Raw genomic sequence first — 16,667 nt, 5'->3', positions numbered from 1 at the left:
AGGAAGGCGTCATCACCGTCGAAGACGGCACCTCGCTGCACAACGAACTGGACGTCGTGGAAGGTATGCAGTTCGATCGCGGCTACCTCTCGCCCTACTTCATCAACAACCAGCAGAGCCAGAGTGCCGAGCTGGAAGACCCATTCATCCTCCTGCACGACAAGAAGATCTCCAACATCCGCGAGCTTCTGCCGGTGCTCGAAGCTGTCGCCAAGGCCGGTCGTCCGCTGCTGATCGTCGCCGAAGACGTCGAAGGCGAGGCGCTGGCCACACTGGTGGTCAACACCCTGCGCGGCATCGTGAAGGTCTGTGCGGTCAAGGCCCCAGGCTTCGGTGATCGTCGCAAGGCCATGCTGCAGGACATCGCCATCCTGACCGGCGCGACCGTGATCTCCGAAGAGGTCGGTCTGTCGCTCGAGAAGGCGACCCTCAACGATCTGGGTACCGCCAAGCGCGTGCAGGTCGCCAAGGACGAGACCACCCTGATCGACGGTGCCGGCTCCGAGATCGACATCAAGGCGCGCTGCGAGCAGATCCGCGCGCAGGTCGAAGAGACCAGCTCCGACTACGACAAGGAAAAGCTCCAAGAGCGTCTGGCCAAGCTGGCCGGCGGTGTTGCCGTCATCAAGGTTGGTGCCGCCACCGAGATGGAGATGAAGGAGAAGAAGGCGCGTGTCGAAGATGCACTGCACGCCACCCGTGCTGCGGTCGAGGAAGGCATCGTCCCCGGCGGCGGTGTTGCGCTGGTCCGTGCCCAGACCGCGGTCAAGGGCCTGGTCGGTGCCAACCACGATCAGGACGTCGGTATTACCATCGCGCGTCGCGCCATGGAAGAGCCGCTGCGTCAGATCGTTGCCAACGCCGGCTGCGAGCCGTCCGTCATCCTGCATAAGGTCCTCGAGGGCTCGGGTAACTTCGGTTACAACGCCGCCAACGGCGAGTACGGCGACATGGTCGACATGGGCATCCTGGATCCCACCAAGGTCACCCGCTCGGCGCTTCAAAACGCTGCGTCGGTCGCCGGCCTCATGATCACCACCGAGGCCATGATTGCCGAAGAGCCGAAGGACGACGCCCCGATGCCGGGCGGCGGCGGCATGGGTGGAATGGGCGACATGGGCGGCATGGGCATGATGTAAGCCTGTCCGTCTGCGTCCATTCGCAGATAAAAGCCCCGCCCCGGTTATCGACCGGGGCGGGGCTTTTTTGTTGGAACTAAACCGCGGCGCGCAATCAACGCGATCAGCCCGGAAGAACCAAGGGGCCAACGGTCTGCGACCGGTACCGATGAGGGTCACCTCGTCAGATGCCTGCACCGCAACCCCAAGACGGCTACAGCCGCGAGCTCGCGGATCATCCGGACATCTTCAGGCGCATCGGCGTGACGCTGCTCGGGGTATCCCCTGCAACCGGAATGGCGGCGACGTCGGACCGCCGAGGGCGTCGACACCGAGACCTGAAGCGCGGGGCCGGATCTGGATCGGAAACGGGCGCCAAAAACGGGTTTCGCCATACCAGGCTGCCCGGCGATCTCATCAACCCGGCGCGCGTCCGGGGCAGGGGGGCGACACCCATTCATCTCGGGTCCCAAGTTCTCGGCGCCAAGGTGCCAAAGCGAGCGCTTAAGGGTGCCAAATTCGGCCGGCAAAGGATCGCACTAACCTCCGCCCTGAATGCTCGACCGGTTGCGGGCTCGATCCGGAGCTCAGATCGCCCTTGTCGGGATTCTGAGACTTGCCCCGGGGAATTCGTGCGCTACCGCACCGAGGCAGCATCCGGACGCGCGTAGGGTCGTGATAAGGGTCAGCGAACCATCAAGTCCAGGCAGTTCCATCGCTCGACCCATCCATCCAGAGGAGAAGCTCATCGAGTGTCAACGGGGGCACGCATGGCGTTGGGCTGTGGCAACTGCCACAGTCGGGATGTTACTGTTGTCCGACGTTCGCCGATGTCGCTCTTGGCCGGTCTTAACGAAGACGCTCGCTGATCACCGACGCGTCGGGACCAGAGAGAATCCGGCAGCGACGACCCGAGTGATCGCGACCGAGTCATCCGTCGGCCGCTTACTGATCGCGTTCGCGATTGCGCGCGTTGCGGTGCGCGTGAGCCGTCGCGCTGAAGGGTATGTCCAAGAGATCTATCGGCGCGCCTCTCTGACCGAGATCGCCGCCGAGTTGGTCCACGACCTGTGCGATCCGCTCATGGCGCTGCGGGCCAATGCCAAGGCCCTGCCGGTGTCGCCGGATCAGGCCGCGGAGATCGCGGTCGAGTTCGATCCGGACATCGTCGCCCTGAACCAAAAGCTCTCGGGCTTTCTCGACCTGACGCGACACCGCGACGAGCAATACAGGCCCTCGGATCTCGATACCTTGATCCGGGATGCGGCTCGGTTGGCCGAGCCGGTGGTCAGACGCCAGGGTCTGGAGATCGAGATCGAGCCGCATGACCTGGCAGGTGTCTTCGTGCCTGTCTTCACGACCAAGGTCGGCGGGAACGGGCTTGGGCTCTCGATCGTGCGGCGTATCGTCGAGACGCACCAGGGCCGGGTTCGCATCGAGAATCGGGCCGGAGGTGGGGTGCGGGTCACCTTGATCCTTCCGTTGGAGCAACCGGAGATCCCCGGATGGTGGAAGCCTTGAACGATCGACTCCCGGACCTGAGCGGTCTCTCACTGCTTCTCGTGGACGATGACCCCGGCATCCTGCGTAGTCTGCAGCACGCCCTGACCGGACTGGGTGCCTGCGTGACCGGAGTCGGGAGTCTTCGCGAGGCGCGGCAGGTCCTCGCCGAGACCACACCGGATGCCCTGCTGGTGGATCTGCGGCTGAAGGACGGGGTCGGACTCGACCTTCTGCCCGAGTATCTTGCGCGCGGACCGGATGCGGCCTTCTACGTCATCACGGATCACGGCAGCGTGCCGCACGCCGTCGATGCGCTCAAGCAGGGTGTCCGGCACTACTTCGAGAAGCCGGCGGATCCGCTTGAGTTGGCGAGGCGCCTCACGGCCGACTTGGCCGGCAAACGTGCGCGCGACGACCTGGCAGAACGGCTCGCCCCTTATCTGTGGTTTCGCGATCCGGTGATGGTCGACGCCCTGCTGGAACTGCCGCGCTTCGCCTTGAGCGCCGAGCCGGTGCTGATCGAGGGCCGCACCGGCACGGGCAAGGAACTGGTGGCGCGGGCGCTCCACGGATTGGGCTCACGCGCCCAAGGCTCCTTTGTTGCGGTCAACTGCGGGGCCATCCCGGAGACCATGCTGGAGGCCGAGCTGTTCGGTCACGAGAAGGGCGCGTTTACCGGCGCGACGCGTCTGCACCGCGGTCGGTTCGAGCAGGCCCACGAGGGGACGCTCTTCCTCGACGAGATCGGGGAGATGACCCCCGCATCTCAGGTCAGCCTGCTGCGGGTCCTCGAGACGGGCGCCGTCCAACGTCTTGGCGCAGAGCGCGACATCGCCGTCGACGTCCGCGTGGTCGCGGCGACCCATCGCCCGCTCGAGGAGTGGGGCGAGTCCGGACTGTTCCGTCAAGATCTGCTCTATCGGATCAACGTCCTGCCGCTGCGCCTGCCGAACCTGTGCGAACACCCGAAGGACATCGGTCTGCTGGCCGAGCGTTTCCTCGCCAACGGTCTGCGCGACATGGGTTGGGCGGGCGCCGCACCCAAGCTGAATCCGGAGGCTCTGACCTTGCTCGAGCGCTACCGCTGGCCGGGGAACGTCCGCGAGCTTCGCAACCTGATGGCGCGCCTGGCCGTGCGACTCCCGCCGGGCATGCGCGAGATCGGCCCGAGGCTGCTCCAACCCGTGCTTCCAGGCTACGCGGTCGAACCCCGTCAAACCGGCGACGGGGTGTTCGTCCCCAAGGGCACCCGACTGGCGGATGCCGAATGGCTCTTGATCCAAGCCGCGCTCATGGAGAGCGGACACAACCGAGCGCGTGCCGCCAAGGCCCTCGGCATCGGTGAGCGTACACTGCGCCGCAAGCTCAACGGAGGGTGATCGGCCCTCGATGTCCCCGCCGTTCGATACCGGCCATTTTGACCGGTCTTGAGTGCCCTGAGCCGGTCAGACTGGCCGCTTGGATGGCTCTCGAACCGTCCGAAATCTTATGAAAACAATTCCCTATTGTCTGGCGCGCCGAATGCTTTGGATTCATTGAGTGTATGAGTCGGCTGCGGCGATTCCGCCGTGTGCCGCGTCTTCAACCCCGAAACATCGAGAGGAGGCTTGTCATGTGGGGGTATCTCAGAGGCTTCGATACGGACCTGTTCAGCCAACTCGAGCGGATACGCGATGAGATGGACGCCGCGTTCGGCTCGCGCTCGGGGATGTCGGGGATCCGCTCCGTTGCGGCCGGAACCTTCCCGGCGATCAACATCGGGGCATCGCCAAGTCGGGTGGATGTCTATGTGTTTGCTGCGGGCGTCGATCCGAAGGGTCTCGACATCTCGCTCCAGCAGAACCTGCTGACAGTCTCCGGCGAGCGCAAGGCGACGCTGCCGAGCGATGTTCAGCTCTACCGCAACGAGCGGTTCGACGGTGCCTTTCGGCGCGTGATCACCCTGCCCGAAGACGTCGATCCGGACAAGGTTCAGGCCACCTATCGCGACGGCGTGCTGCAGGTGACGATCGAGCGGCGCGAAGAGGTCAAGCCGCGCCGCATCGAGGTCAAATAGGACGCACCGGTTCGAGTCACAGCGTCAATGAATCGACACCAGCGAGGACTTTCATCATGAGCGAGAACACAGGTATGCAGGCACGAGAGCCGAGCGAGATGCAGGCTGCGCGTGCCGACGAGGCGGCGTTGCTGCCGCCGGTGGACATCTACGAAGACGCCGCCGGGATCACCCTGGTGGCCGATCTGCCGGGCGTGTCGCGCGAACGTCTCTCGGTCCAGGTCGACAAGGACACCCTCCTGATCGAGGGCGAGGCGGCGATCGAGATGCCGGGCGAGATGGAGGCACTCTATGCCGACCTGCGCACCACCCGGTTCCGGCGCAGTTTCACGCTGAGCCGAGAGCTTCAGGCTGACCGTATCGATGCGCAGATGCAGGACGGCGTTCTGACCCTGAAGGTGCCGAAACGCGCCGAGCTTCAGCCCCGTAAGATCCAGGTCAACGTGGGTTGAGGAAACCAACCGAGGGGCGCGGGGCGGGTTGCCGCGCGCCCGACGATCTCGGTGCCCGAGGCAGATGTTCGATCCATTCGATGGAGATGTGAAAGGATTCGCGAGCGCCGGGGTCCGGATTTGCGGAGGGATCTATGTCGACACTTCAACAGATCAGACACGACATCACACGGGCATGGGACCATGTTCGCGACGGCTGGGAGCGACTCTACGATCAAGCCGCCGGGGCCGTGACGCGCTTCACCCACAAGGGTGCGAAACCGACACGCGAGCACGGCGAGCGGAGTCTCGACCTTTGGGGCGGTCTTCGCGCTCCGGATTGGCGCCCTTCGGCTTGGGGCACAACGCTGCCGAGCGGCGGTTGGGGCGTGTTGGCCGCAGAGGTCTCGGATGACGAGGACAAGATCGTCGTGCGTCTCGAAGCCCCGGGCATGGCCAAGGACGACTTCGAGCTTCAGGTGACGGACGGCTACCTGGTTGTCCGCGGCGAGAAGCGGGTCGAGCGTGAAGAGTCCAAAGGCCGCTACCATGTTACCGAATGTGCCTACGGACACTTCGAGCGCGCCATCCCCTTGCCCGACGAGGTCGAAAGCGACAAGGCCAAGGCGAGCTACAAGAAGGGTGTACTGCGTGTCGAGATGCCGAAGGACAAGGCAAGACGCCGACAGCCGATTAAGGTGACCGTGCACTGACACCGGTTCCGGGTGAATCGGGTGCGGCTTGAAAAGCGCCCGGCGTCACCCACCTGGTCCTCTCCGACCTAGACGGAGAGACCGATGCGACGAACCGGTTGGCCCGGCAAGGCCCGGCAGGCCGAGACGCCGACTCGGGCGGTCGGCCTTGCGCGTTTGGCGTCCTTCGTCCCGCACGCGGCGGCCTGTGCGCGCGAGCGCAATCGGGTCGTCCCGCCTCACGATCGCGTCTCGCGGCTCTCGCCCTATCTGCGGCATCGTCTGATCCTGGAGCGCGAGGCGATTGCCGCGGTTCTGGACGCCCATCCACGGGATGCCGTGGATAAATTCGTTTCCGAGGTGCTGTGGCGCACTTACTGGAAAGGCTGGCTTGAGCTTCGCCCCCGTGTTTGGGAAGCCTATCTCGACCAGCTTCGGCGCGACCGCGACGGGCTCGCGGGGACGGCCTCGGCCCGCTATGCCGAGGTAATCGCGGGGCGGAGCGGAATTGCCTGCTTCGATGCCTGGGCCAGGGAGCTGACCGAGACCGGCTACCTGCACAACCATGCCCGCATGTGGTTCGCGAGCATCTGGATCTTCACCCTGCGTCTGCCCTGGACCCTCGGAGCGGCCTTCTTTCTGCGGCACCTTTTGGACGGTGATCCAGCCTCGAACACACTCTCCTGGCGCTGGGTCGCGGGGTTGCACACGCGGGGCAAGCACTACCTGGCCCGTGCGGAGAACATCGCCCGCTACACCGAAGGGCGCTTCGACCCCAAAGGCGAGCTCGACGAGCAGGCATTGCCCCTGACCGAGCCGCCGCTCGATCTCACCCCCGGTCCGCTAAGCGCTTCGATCGAGGTGGACACGGACCTTCCGAGTGGCCTGCTTCTGACGCCGGAGGATCTCGCCCCGGAAGCATCACGCCTGTCGAAGCTCCGGTTTCGAGGCGTAGCCGGGGGCTGGGACGAGCCGGTCGGGGCGGGTCTCGACCTAGCCCCTGCGGTCGTCGACTTCTCGCGTGCCGCGATCGCCGATGCACTGGCTCGAGCCGAGGCCCATTTCGCGGTCCCGTCAGACGTCCTGGACGAGGGCGACTGGCTGGTCTCGGCCGAGGCATGGGCTCTCAGCCTTGCGGTGCGCCAAGTCGTCACGCTCGAAACACCGCTCGGCCGCTGGCGCGAGCGCCTCGAGCAACTCGACGCGCGACTCGCCCGGCACGGCATCGCGCTCGTCCGGGTCCGCCGGATCTGGGACAGCAGCCTGTGGCCCGGAGCGACCCGCGGCTTCTTCCCCTTCAACGAGTACGCACGCCGCCAAGGCCGACTCGATGGTCTTACGCGCATCGAGCCGTCGCAACCCGGATAAAACCATGCAACTTGTCTGGTTCAAGCGAGACCTCCGGGTCTACGATCATGCTGCACTCGCGCAGGCCGCACGGCGCGGCCCTGCCTTGCCGCTCTATATCGCCGAGCCCGGATACTGGTCCCAACCGGATGCCTCCGGTCGCCACTGGGCCTTCATCGTCGAGTGTCTGGGCGAGCTGCAGACGGATCTAGCCGGCCTCGGCCAACCCTTGGTGATCCGCGTCGGCGAGGCCGTCCCGGTCCTGAGCGCGCTGCTGGATCGTCTGCCGATCGAGTCCGTCTGGTCGCACGAGGAGACCGGCAACGGCTGGACCTATGCACGGGACATCGCCGTCGGCGATCTGCTGCGCAGCCGCGGCATCCCGTGGCATCAGCTGCCCCAGAACGGGGTAGTCCGCCGGCTCGAAACACGCAACCGCTGGTCGAGGATCTGGGAGCAACGGATGCGCGCCCCATTGGAGCCGCCGCCCGTCCTTCGACCCTTGGGGTTATTGTCCGAGATCGGCGAGCTCGGCGACATCCCCGATGGTCGGACGCTGGGGATTGCGGACGACACCTGCCCGAAACGCCAGCCCGGCGGTCGGCGAGCCGGCGTCGCAACACTCGAAGGCTTCCTGCGCGAGCGCGGCGAAGCCTATCACCGCGAGATGTCGAGCCCTCTGACCGCATACGATTCCTGCTCGCGCCTGAGCACCCATCTCGCCTGGGGAACGCTCTCGATCCGCGAGCTGGTCCAGGCGACGCGCCATCGCCGGGAGCAGGTGGCGGCGCTGGCCCAAAGCAGCGGGCAACGCAGCACCTGGCCCAAGGCACTCTCGGCCTTCGAGGGCCGGCTTCACTGGCACTGCCATTTCATGCAGAAGCTCGAAAGCGAGCCCCGTATCGAGTTCGAGAACATGCACCGTGCCTGCGACGGTCTGCGCGATCCGATACCGGACCGGGAACGCCTCGATGCCTGGCGCCAGGGCCAAACCGGCTTCCCCTTCGTCGACGCCTGCATGCGCGCCCTGATCCACACCGGTTGGATCAACTTTCGGATGCGCGCCATGCTGGTGTCCTTCAGCGCCTACCATCTCTGGCTGCATTGGCGTGAGCCGGGCCTGCACCTGGCGCGCGTCTTCACCGACTACGAGCCCGGCATCCATTGGTCCCAGGTCCAGATGCAATCCGGCACCACCGGCATCAACACGCTGCGCATCTACAATCCGGTCAAGCAGTCGCAAGACCAGGATCCGGATGGCCACTTCATCCGTCGCTGGGTGCCCGAGCTAGCCACTGTCACGGACGCACGAATCCACACCCCATGGAAGATATCCCGTGCCGAGCAAGACGCCTGCGGATGCCTGATCGGTCGCGATTACCCGACCCCGATCCTCGACCACGAAGCGGCCGCCCGCGAGGCCCGACGCCGCATGAGTGCGATTCGTCGCACCGCCGAATCACGCGTCGAAAGCCGGACCATCTTCGAGACGCACGGCAGCCGTCGGCGCAGCGGCGACGCGAGCCGGACGCGCACGAGCACGGCGGAGACAGGCGGCAAACGAAAACGGTCCCCGAGGCCCGAGTCGACCTCATGAGCCACAAGAAGCCGAATCTCCCGACCAAGATCTGTGCGACCTGCGCTCGCCCCTTCACCTGGCGCAAACGCTGGGCAGCCTGTTGGGGGTCGGTCCGCTATTGCTCAGATGCGTGCCGCAGTCGTCGTCGCGAGTCCAACGCCGAGGCGACGGGGATCCAAGAACGCCCGTCGGAGCGGACCAACGTCCGGCGTACGCCGGGCTAGGTTCGGTCTAAACTCCCGCATCGCATCGGAGCGCGTGCGCCGGGGCCGGATTCCGATCACGATCCGAGCGGGTTTTGTCATTGTGCAGGGTGGTGGTGTGTTCTTATAACCAGCCCCCTGTTCCGTTATCTTCGATCCTCACCACAGAGATTCCAAGCATGCACCTGTTCTCCGCACTGGCCACCGCCACCGCCATCGCTCTGACACTCGCCGGGACGCGCATCGTCATTGCTTCCGAACCCGATGCCCGGGGCTCAGCTCCGGTGGCGTTGCCGGCGGGCGAAACCCCGGCCGCCTCCGGCGATCCCACGGATGTCGTCGTCAAGATCAACGGCGTCGCGATCCCTCGTGCAGAGCTGGATCGCAATACTCTCCCCTTGTTGGCCAGGATGGGCCCCGCGGACTCCATCACTTCCGATCAACGCAAGATCGTCGAGGAGACCACAACGGAGAACTTGATCCGCTCCGAACTCCTGTATCAACTTGCGAAAGATCAGAACATCCCCGATCTCGATCGGCAGGTCGACGAGCAGTTCACTCTCATCAAGTCCCGTTCGCCGAGCGAAGAGGAATGGAACGACGCGCTCGCAAAAAAGGGCATCACCCCGGATGGGCTGCGTGAACAGCTCAAACGCGGGCTCATGATCAACGCATTCGTCCAGAACGAGGTCGTGTCTAAAATCGAGATCACCGATGCACAACTGAAAACCCTCTACGACGAGCATCCCGAGGCGTTCAGCAAGCCGGAATCGATGCGCGCGAGCCACATCTTGATCGGAGTCGATGCGGGTGCCGGCACCGAGGAGAAGGAAAACGCCAAGCAGAAGGCCGACGAGATCCTCGAAAAGGTAAAATCCGGTGCCGATTTCGCCGAGCTGGCCAAGAGCGAGTCGACCTGCCCAAGCGCGCAGCAAGGGGGTGATCTCGGCGAGTTCGGACGGGGCCAGATGGTCGCGCCCTTTGAAAACGCCGCGTTTGGTCTGGAATCAGGCGACGTGAGCGAAGTGGTTGAAACCCAGTTCGGATATCACATCATCGAGGCAACGGATAAGAACCCGGCCGCAGTCGTGCCCTTCGAAGAGGTGAAGGGGCGCATCGAGAAACAGTTGAAGACGCAGCAGGTGCAACAAGCCCTCATGGCCAAGGTCGAGGAGCTCAGAGCGACATCCGTGATCGAGTTTCCCGCCCGGAAACCGTAAACCCCTTATCGAAAAGCGCTTCTCGTCCGCCGCCGATCTCGGAGCATGCCATGTCCGATCGAGTCTCGGTTGATGTCGTTGTTAGTGGGGCCGGTCATGCCGATTTGAATGCAGTGAAGGAGATTCGTGCCGAATTGACCGCTACAACGCCTGTCATGAGGTCTATCGCCATTACGAGAGCCGCACACCGATGGCGATCGTCTTCAACGATCCGAACATCGTCTCCGTCGGCGTCCGAGCCCGTTTCGATTGGCCGGTGAGTCGGTCGTCGATCCACGCGCATACAGTGTCTGCTTCATCGCGACGGCCGTGCCCTCACGATCGAGCGTCGCTCCGGAAGCAACTCCTCCCACCATCCATGCGCGGATGTACGCAGCATCCAGCGGGTCAGGCGCAGATTCAACCGACATATGAGCATCGGAGCCCCGGTCTTGCGGGGCTCCGGCCGCACGGATGATGGTCGCAGCGGTGGCGCGCGATCGGGCGACCGCACGAGACTCCGGACCAGCCTCTTCCAATCCGCCATGCCCCGTCCTGCCCGATCCCGCCAGCTCAGGAATGCCCGCTCGACCGGGCGCACGGGCGGCACCGCAAGCGAGGCGGCCGGATTCAAGAGTGTATGAACACGGTCTTGGATTGCCGCGGCGTCCAGTGCCCCGACCTCGTAACGGACCATCAGGCTCGCACAGGCCAAATCGGTTTGAATCTTGTCCGCCGTAATGCCGGCCCGACCTCGTAACGGACCATCAGGCTCGCACAGGCCGGATTCGCCCGGACCGCCAAGATACCGGCCTGTCCACGGAGCGCCGATTCGAGGCGGTCCGCGACCCCGCGATCCCGATGCAGGGCCGAAATGCGCAACCGCAAGCGCCCGTTCGTCTGATGACATACCTTCATTTCGATTCCTGCCGGATCGACGTCGTTCGGAGATACACAGGCGTTATCTTATTAATAACGATTCTTGATAACAAGATTATCGGTCGGCAGATTCCCCGTCGACTGGCCGCGATGTTCGCGGTCGATCCGAGCGCATCACCCGGAAACCTCCTTCCAGCTCAGGCTGAGCACCGCTCCGGCCAGCCCGGCAAAACCGAGCAGGAGAATGGTTCCTTCCACCGAGACGGTCGCCGCCAAGGCGCCGAGCAACCCGGACACGAGCAGCAGTGCACCGATGACGCTGTTGCTGACCGCGACATAGTCGGTGCGCTTGTTGCCGTCGGCCATGTCGACCAGATAGGTCTTGCGCCCGAGTCGGACGCCCGCATGGGCGATGCCGAGCCCGAAGAAGGCGATCGGGTAGAACCAGAGCGCCGCCGCGCTCGACATCGCGAGCCAGGACCAGAGTGCGACCGCGATCGAGAGGACAGCAGCCAACCCGCAAGCCGCGGCGAAGACCTGTCGGCTCGAGTGATCCGACCAACGTCCCCAGACCGGCGAGCTGACCAGACCGGCGAGTCCTTCCACGGCGATGAAGATGCCGAGCAGCGAGATGGCCCCGCCCAGATCGTCGCGGGCCAACGCCACATAAAAGGGTGCCGCAAGTCCGGAGCCCATCGCCAGCGCACGGGCGATCACGAATTTCCTGAAAGGTGCATCGTCGCGCAGGATCGCGAGCCGGGCGACGGCCTCGGCCAGTGCATTGGAGCCGCCCTCGGTGGCGCCGGGAAACTCGACGATGCGGCTGAAGGACCAGGTGGCCAAAAACCAGAGGATGGCCGCACCCGCCAGGAGTGTGACATACAGATCGGTCGACTCCGCGCCATCCTGTACGGCGCCGAGCCCCAGGCCGACACCCATGGCGCCGAGTCCGGCGATGGCGCTGATCCAGCCGGACAGACGGCCTCGGCGGGTCTTGGGGATGGTCTTGCCCTGCACGTCCTTGTAGGCGACGGAGCAGGCGCCGCGCGCCAGGCTGAAGAGGATCAGGAGTCCGATGACCGCAGCGCCGGCCGTCGCCCCTTCGAGCGCGAAGGCGACCCAGCCGATCGCGGCCAGACAGAGGCCCTGGACGCCCCCGCCCCAGACCCAGACCCATTTGCGGATGGCTTGGCGCCGGACGATCTCGCCGATCAGGATCTGCGGCAGCATCGAGCCGGATTCGCGGATCGGCACCAGCAGGCTGAGCATCCAGGCCGGTGCGCCGAGCTGCAGGAGCAGCCAGGGCAGTGTGGTCTTGGCGCTGACCAGACGGTCCGCGATGTTGCTGAGCGTGTTGGCGATCAGGGTGTGGAGGAAGTTGCCCGGTGTCTCGCGACAGGCCTCGGCGCTGATCTCTTTGCAGGTACGCCCCTCGTCGTCCTCGGCGAGGCGCTCATAGAGGCTTTCCAGCCATTCGGGGTGGCGGGTGGGTGTGGTCCGGGTCACTGACATCGGGTCCATGGGCTCCATCGGCTCGGTTGGGATCCTATCTCGGCGCATCTTGGCTCGGGCGTCTCGGGAGCGGCAAGCGTCGCGTCTCCATGAGAACTCTCGGAAACCGATCGGTCGCACGGCGCAGCCGCCTTGCGGAGCAGCGGCTCGGGAGCTACGCTCCCGGCCACTCGTCGCGATCGGGCTCGGCCGTCCGCCGAGATCGCGGGATGCCGAGTGGCCCGCGGCCAGGCTGGGCCCGGCGCTCAGCGGATTCCTTGACCACAGGGGCCTTTTCGACACGAATTCCCCACCGACCCGGAGGATCATCCATGGACATCGAGGCATTGAACGCCGAGCACGGCATCGACGGCATCCTGCGTTTCACCGAAGGCCGCGGCGACCTGGCCATGATCGAGATCGCCAACGCGCAGGCGACGGCGCTGATCTCGCCCTATGCCGGACAGGTGTTGGCTTACCGGCCGACCGATGCGGCGGATGATCTGCTCTTCGTGAGCGAGCGGGCCTATTTCGCCGAGGGCAAGGCGATCAAGGGCGGCATCCCGATCTGCTGGCCCTGGTTCGGTGCCGATCCGGAGGCAACGGGGCGGCCGGCCCACGGGTTCGTGCGCGCCTGGCCCTGGACGGTACTCGCGACCGAGTCGCTCGCCGACGGTTCCACGCGGGTGGAACTGGGGATTGCGGACGACGCGGAAACCCGCGCCATCTGGCCGAACTATTTCAATCTCTTGGTCGACATCCACGTGGGCGCGACCCTCTCGGTCGCCTTGAGCACGCTGAATGCCGGCGACCGACCCTTCAGTATCACCCAAGGACTGCATGCCTATTTCAAGGTCGGCGATGCAAGCCGGATCCGGATCAAGGGTCTCGACGGGCGCAGCTACATCGACAAGGCCGTCGGCGGCGGCGATGCCGTGATCCGTCAAGTGGGACAGGTCGCGATCGAGCGCGAGGTCAATCGCATCTACGAGGATGTGCCGCCCGTGCTGACCATCGTCGACCCGACCTTGGATCGACGCATCCGCATCGAATCCGAGCACAGCCGCACCGCCGTGGTCTGGAACCCTTGGGTCGAGACCGCGAAGGCGATGGACGACCTCGACGATCAGGATTACCGGCGCTTCGTCTGCGTGGAGACGGTCAACACCGCCTCGGAGGTAATCGAGATCCCGCCCGGCGAGACCTATCGTCTGGCGGCGCGCTATGCCGTCGAGCCGCTCTGATCGCGTCTCTATGGACAGCTTCCGGAATCTCGACCCGGCAACCGAGGCCCATTGGCAGACCTGGCTCGACTGGGCCGCAGAGCAGGGCCTCGACCTGCCGAACACCCCGGCCTTCGCCGAGGCGCGAGCGCGGGTCTGGGAGGCGAGCGACTATGTCGCCCTCTCGGTCGCCCGTCATCCCGAGGTCCTCGCCGATCTGATCACGAGCGGGGTGCTCGAGCAGCCGCACGATGCCGTCGCGTTGGCGATCAATCTCGATGCCGCATTGGCCGAGACGGCGGACGAGCCGGGGCTGCAGCAGGCCCTGCGTCGCTTCCGCCGGAGCGAGATGATCCGCATCATTTGGCGCGACATCGCCGGTTGGGCCGAACTTTCGGAGACGCTCGAGCATCTTACCGAGCTGGCGGACCTTTGCATCCGCGGTGCGCTGGATCGGCTGCACGCCTGGACCTGTGCGGAGCTCGGCACGCCGCGCGACGCGACCGGACGCGCCCTGCGCATGGCCGTGCTGGGCATGGGCAAGCTCGGCGCACGCGAGCTGAATCTGAGCTCGGACATCGATCTCATCTTTGCCTTTGCGGCCAACGGCGAGACCCAAGGCGGTCCACGCACACTGACCAACGAGCAGTTCTTCATCAAGCTGGGGCAACGCTTGGCCCAGGCGCTGGGCAACCAGACGGTCGACGGATTCGTTTTTCGCGTCGATACGCGCCTGCGCCCCTTCGGCGAGTCCGGGCCGCTGGCGATGAGCTTCAACGCACTGGAGGACTACTACCAGACGCAGGCGCGCGAGTGGGAGCGCTACGCCATGATCAAGGCGCGCGTCGTGGCCGGCGATCCGGACGACGCGCGCGATCTGATGGCGATGCTGCGTCCATTCGTTTATCGGCGCTATCTGGATTTCGGTGCCATCGAGTCTCTGCGCGATCTGAAGCGGATGATCGCCAAGGAGCTGTATCGCCGCGGTATGGACGCCAACATCAAGCTGGGGCCGGGCGGCATCCGCGAGATCGAGTTCATCGGTCAGGCGTTCCAGCTCATTCGCGGCGGGCACGACGCGGATCTGCAGATCCGCCCCATCCGCGAGGTGCTCGCACTCCTGGCGCAGCGCCAGTTGATGCCCGAGACCGCCGCGCAAGGGTTGGACGACGCCTACTGTTTTCTCCGTTTGGTGGAGAACCGCATCCAGGCGTATCGCGACAAACAAACCCATCTGCTGCCCGCCGACGAACCGGGGCGGGCGCGTCTGGCACGTTCGATGGGGTTTGCCGACTGGCCGTCCTTCGAGGCCATCCTGGAGGCGCATCGTCGCCATGTTCAGGGCCAGTTCGACGAGGTGTTCGCCGCACCCGAGACGGAAGAGATGCCGCATGAGCTGGATTCGGTCGCGCTCTGGCACGGCGAGGGCGATGCGGCCCATGAGGTCTCGGCCTTGACCGAGGCGGGCTTTGCCGAGCCCGAGGCGATCCAGTCTCGGTTGATCCGGTTTCGCGATGCGATTGCGCGTAAGGGGTTAAGTCGGCGCGGTCACGATCGGATGGAGCGGCTGATGCCGATGGTCTTGCGCGAGACCGCTGCGAGCGAGCAGCCCGACATCGCACTGGAGCGGGTCCTCAAGGTGTTTGAGGCCGTCGCACGCAGGACGTCCTATCTGGCGATGCTGAGCGAGCACCCGGTCATCCTGGCGCAGCTCGCGCGTCTGGCGAGCATGAGCCCCTGGTTCACCGATCGGATCGCGCGTCATCCCTTGCTCCTGGACGAGATGATCGACCTGCGCCGACTCTATGCGCCGTTGCGGCGGGCCGATCTGGAGGCCGAGCTCGATTCCCTCCTGCTGCATGTCGATGCCGATGACCTGGAGCAACAGATGGAGCGTCTGCGCCAATTCTCGCAAGGCAACATGCTCCGCGTGGCGGCCGCCGACCTGACCGAGGTCATCCCGCTCATGGTGGTGAGCGACTATTTGACCGAGATCGCCGAGGTGTCGATTCGTCGCGTCCTGCGGTTGGCCTTCGATCATCTGGTACAACGCCACGGCCACCCGACCGAGATCATCGGGGAGGAGACCGGCTTTCTCGTGCTGGGCTACGGCAAGCTCGGCGGGATCGAGCTGGGCTACGGGTCGGACCTGGATCTGGTCTTCATCCATGGCACCGAGTCGCAAACGGCCATGACCGATGGGGCGAAGGAGATCAGCAACGAGCAGTTCTTTATGCGACTGGGTCAACGCATGATCCACATGATGACCACCCAAACCCCCTCGGGCGTGCTCTACGACATCGACATGCGTCTGCGCCCGGACGGGAATCGCGGCCTGTTGGTTCGCTCGCTCAACGCCTTCACGGCCTACCAGTCGAACGATGCCTGGACTTGGGAGCATCAGGCCCTGATCCGCGCGCGCCCCGTGGCCGGTGATCTGCAGTTGGCGACGCGTTTCGACACGCTTCGGCGCGAGATCATTTGCCGCGAGCGCGACCCCGAGCAGCTGCGCAAGGACGTGCGTGAGATGCGGGCGAAGATGCGGGCAAATCTCGACAAGAGCGGCGGCGCTCGGTTCGATCTCAAGCAAGGCCCGGGCGGTATTGCGGATATCGAGTTTATGGTTCAATACGCGGTCTTACGTTGGGCGTCGGAGCATCCGGCGCTGGCCGACTGGACGGACAATATCCGCCTGCTCGAAACACTCGGACGGCTCGATCTGCTGCCCGGGCGAGCGGCCGAAGACCTGACTGCCGCCTACAAGACGCTGCGCGCGGCCTATCACCGCAGCGCCCTGCAGGAGCAGCCCAAGACGGTCGCGGATGCGGATCTGCTGCCCGAGCGCGAGCGCGTCCAGTCCCTGTGGCACATCTTGATGGATGAGCCGTCGTCCTGACGGCGGTCTCTGCGAACGAATCGAAACGGGATCCTGTCCCGATGCAACCG

14 protein-coding genes are annotated in these 16,667 nt (G+C 65.1%); 12 read left to right on the top strand and 2 right to left on the bottom strand.

Features of this window, described 5'->3' with window-relative positions; translation table 11 throughout:
• The 10 genes from groEL to B4N44_RS15015 form a co-directional block, all read left to right on the top strand.
• On the top strand, window positions 1-1,139 hold a 1,139-nt coding region (gene groEL / locus B4N44_RS15060; protein WP_296702401.1), incomplete at its 5' end, for a chaperonin GroEL.
• Between the two features lie 894 nt (window positions 1,140-2,033).
• Window positions 2,034-2,639, top strand: a complete 606-nt coding sequence (locus tag B4N44_RS15055) for an ATP-binding protein (RefSeq protein WP_296702398.1) — start codon at window positions 2,034-2,036, stop codon at window positions 2,637-2,639.
• A complete protein-coding gene (locus tag B4N44_RS15050; RefSeq protein WP_296702394.1) occupies window positions 2,624-4,000 on the top strand; it encodes a sigma-54-dependent transcriptional regulator in 1,377 nt (458 codons plus the stop codon). The genes B4N44_RS15055 and B4N44_RS15050 overlap by 16 nt, the downstream gene beginning before the upstream one ends.
• A gap of 233 nt (window positions 4,001-4,233) precedes the next feature.
• Window positions 4,234-4,677, top strand: a complete 444-nt coding sequence (locus B4N44_RS15045; protein WP_296702391.1) for an Hsp20/alpha crystallin family protein — start codon at window positions 4,234-4,236, stop codon at window positions 4,675-4,677.
• A 56-nt stretch (window positions 4,678-4,733) separates the two neighbouring features.
• Window positions 4,734-5,129 (top strand): Hsp20/alpha crystallin family protein, encoded by a 396-nt coding sequence (locus B4N44_RS15040; RefSeq protein WP_296702390.1) that lies wholly within the window; start codon window positions 4,734-4,736, stop codon window positions 5,127-5,129.
• 134 nt (window positions 5,130-5,263) lie between these two features.
• Entirely contained in the window at window positions 5,264-5,821 is a 558-nt protein-coding gene (locus B4N44_RS15035) for an Hsp20/alpha crystallin family protein (protein WP_296702388.1), read from the top strand.
• Window positions 5,822-5,905: 84 nt separating this feature from the next.
• Window positions 5,906-7,168: an FAD-binding domain-containing protein gene (locus tag B4N44_RS15030; RefSeq protein WP_296702385.1), complete on the top strand. Its 1,263-nt coding sequence runs from the start codon at window positions 5,906-5,908 to the stop codon at window positions 7,166-7,168.
• A gap of 4 nt (window positions 7,169-7,172) precedes the next feature.
• Window positions 7,173-8,744 carry an FAD-binding domain-containing protein gene (locus B4N44_RS15025; protein WP_296702384.1) on the top strand — a complete coding sequence of 524 codons (1,572 nt, stop codon included), beginning with the start codon at window positions 7,173-7,175 and terminating at the stop codon, window positions 8,742-8,744.
• Complete coding sequence (locus tag B4N44_RS15020) at window positions 8,741-8,950, top strand: DUF2256 domain-containing protein (protein ID WP_296702382.1); 210 nt, start codon at window positions 8,741-8,743, stop codon at window positions 8,948-8,950. Before B4N44_RS15025 ends, B4N44_RS15020 begins: the two co-directional genes overlap by 4 nt.
• 89 nt (window positions 8,951-9,039) lie before the next feature.
• Window positions 9,040-10,149 (top strand): peptidylprolyl isomerase, encoded by a 1,110-nt coding sequence (locus B4N44_RS15015; protein WP_296702445.1) that lies wholly within the window; start codon window positions 9,040-9,042, stop codon window positions 10,147-10,149.
• A 675-nt stretch (window positions 10,150-10,824) separates the two neighbouring features.
• Here the strand turns inward: B4N44_RS15015 and B4N44_RS19990 are convergent.
• Together B4N44_RS19990 and B4N44_RS15010 are read right to left on the bottom strand one after the other, a co-directional pair.
• The gene (locus B4N44_RS19990; RefSeq protein WP_414718158.1) at window positions 10,825-11,046 is read right to left on the bottom strand and encodes an HMA2 domain-containing protein; all 222 of its coding nucleotides are present in this window, start codon (window positions 11,044-11,046) and stop codon (window positions 10,825-10,827) included.
• A 135-nt stretch (window positions 11,047-11,181) separates the two neighbouring features.
• Complete coding sequence (locus B4N44_RS15010; protein WP_296702380.1) at window positions 11,182-12,528, bottom strand: MFS transporter; 1,347 nt, start codon at window positions 12,526-12,528, stop codon at window positions 11,182-11,184.
• A gap of 302 nt (window positions 12,529-12,830) precedes the next feature.
• Between B4N44_RS15010 and B4N44_RS15005 the strand changes: the two genes are divergently transcribed.
• Entirely contained in the window at window positions 12,831-13,742 is a 912-nt protein-coding gene (locus B4N44_RS15005; protein ID WP_296702378.1) for a D-hexose-6-phosphate mutarotase, read from the top strand.
• A 10-nt stretch (window positions 13,743-13,752) separates the two neighbouring features.
• Complete coding sequence (gene glnE, locus B4N44_RS15000; protein WP_296702376.1) at window positions 13,753-16,617, top strand: bifunctional [glutamate--ammonia ligase]-adenylyl-L-tyrosine phosphorylase/[glutamate--ammonia-ligase] adenylyltransferase; 2,865 nt, start codon at window positions 13,753-13,755, stop codon at window positions 16,615-16,617.
• Window positions 16,618-16,667: the final 50 nt, after the last annotated feature.

The sequence above is a fragment of the Thiocapsa sp. UBA6158 genome (assembly GCF_002423035.1).
GTDB lineage: Bacteria > Pseudomonadota > Gammaproteobacteria > Chromatiales > Chromatiaceae > Thiocapsa.
Note: the sequence above shows the minus strand (reverse complement) of the source record. Positions and strands in the feature narration are given on the sequence as shown.

Bases quoted from the DNA above. Each gene is read 5' to 3' on its own strand.
- B4N44_RS15050 (WP_296702394.1), top strand. From the start codon at position 2,624: ATGGTGGAAGCCTTGAACGATCGACTCCCGGACCTGAGCGGTCTCTCA.
- B4N44_RS15020 (WP_296702382.1), top strand. From the start codon at position 8,741: ATGAGCCACAAGAAGCCGAATCTCCCGACCAAGATCTGTGCGACCTGC.
- B4N44_RS15010 (WP_296702380.1), bottom strand. From the start codon at position 12,528: ATGGACCCGATGTCAGTGACCCGGACCACACCCACCCGCCACCCCGAA.
- B4N44_RS15035 (WP_296702388.1), top strand. From the start codon at position 5,264: ATGTCGACACTTCAACAGATCAGACACGACATCACACGGGCATGGGAC.
- B4N44_RS19990 (WP_414718158.1), bottom strand. From the start codon at position 11,046: ATGAAGGTATGTCATCAGACGAACGGGCGCTTGCGGTTGCGCATTTCG.
- B4N44_RS15005 (WP_296702378.1), top strand. From the start codon at position 12,831: ATGGACATCGAGGCATTGAACGCCGAGCACGGCATCGACGGCATCCTG.
- B4N44_RS15045 (WP_296702391.1), top strand. From the start codon at position 4,234: ATGTGGGGGTATCTCAGAGGCTTCGATACGGACCTGTTCAGCCAACTC.
- B4N44_RS15025 (WP_296702384.1), top strand. From the start codon at position 7,173: ATGCAACTTGTCTGGTTCAAGCGAGACCTCCGGGTCTACGATCATGCT.
- glnE (WP_296702376.1), top strand. From the start codon at position 13,753: ATGGACAGCTTCCGGAATCTCGACCCGGCAACCGAGGCCCATTGGCAG.
- B4N44_RS15030 (WP_296702385.1), top strand. From the start codon at position 5,906: ATGCGACGAACCGGTTGGCCCGGCAAGGCCCGGCAGGCCGAGACGCCG.
- B4N44_RS15040 (WP_296702390.1), top strand. From the start codon at position 4,734: ATGAGCGAGAACACAGGTATGCAGGCACGAGAGCCGAGCGAGATGCAG.